General features: G+C 48.5%; 2 tRNA genes and 2 rRNA genes. All 4 read left to right on the plus strand.

The window, feature by feature from the left end:
* The first annotated feature begins 51 nt into the window (after positions 1-51).
* Positions 52-168 (plus strand): 5S ribosomal RNA (gene rrf, locus A3849_RS04355).
* Positions 169-214: 46 nt separating this feature from the next.
* A tRNA-Ile gene (locus A3849_RS04360) sits at positions 215-291 on the plus strand.
* A 21-nt stretch (positions 292-312) separates the two neighbouring features.
* A tRNA-Ala gene (locus A3849_RS04365) sits at positions 313-388 on the plus strand.
* A 194-nt stretch (positions 389-582) separates the two neighbouring features.
* Positions 583-718, plus strand: a 23S ribosomal RNA gene (locus A3849_RS04370); the annotation flags it as partial.

Here is a 718-nt window from a genome sequence, read left to right on the forward strand (position 1 = left end):
CGAACACTCACTCGTGTTCAGTTTTGAAAGAGCAAGTCTCTTTCGTATGCGTTTGGTGGCGATAGCGGAGGGGTTCCACACGTACCCATCCCGAACACGACCGTTAAGTCCTCCAGCGCCGATGGTACTTGGACCGAAGGGTCCTGGGAGAGTAGGACGCTGCCAAGCGGACAACCAATCCTTTGGTTGATTCAAAATGTTATATCTGTTATATGGGCTTTTAGCTCAGTTGGTTAGAGCGCACCTCTGATAAGGGTGAGGTCGGTGGTTCGAGTCCACCAAGGCCCACCATATAACATTATATCACTTTATGGGGCCATAGCTCAGCTGGGAGAGCGCCTGCCTTGCAAGCAGGAGGTCAGCGGTTCGATCCCGCTTGGCTCCACCAAAATGTTTTACATGTAATAGTATATGCAATGCCTTGATCCTTGAAAACTGGATACCGAAACGAAAATGCGTTTTAGAACATCTTTTAGCTGAAACTTGTGTAAGCAAGTTGAAATAGTTATTAGTTGATACAATTGATCTGGTAGGAAAGTAAAGAACAGCAATGTTCAATATTTCTCCTGCGGAGAAAATTGCGGTTAAGCTAATAAGAGCACACGGAGGATGCCTAGGCGCCAGGAGCCGACGAAGGACGTGGCGAACAACGAAACTGCCTCGGGGAGCTGTAAGCAAGCTTTGATCCGGGGGTGTCCGAATGGGGAAACCCAGCTGT

This window comes from Paenibacillus sp. P46E, from assembly GCF_001909095.1.
Lineage (GTDB): Bacteria > Bacillota > Bacilli > Paenibacillales > Paenibacillaceae > Paenibacillus_AQ > Paenibacillus_AQ helianthi.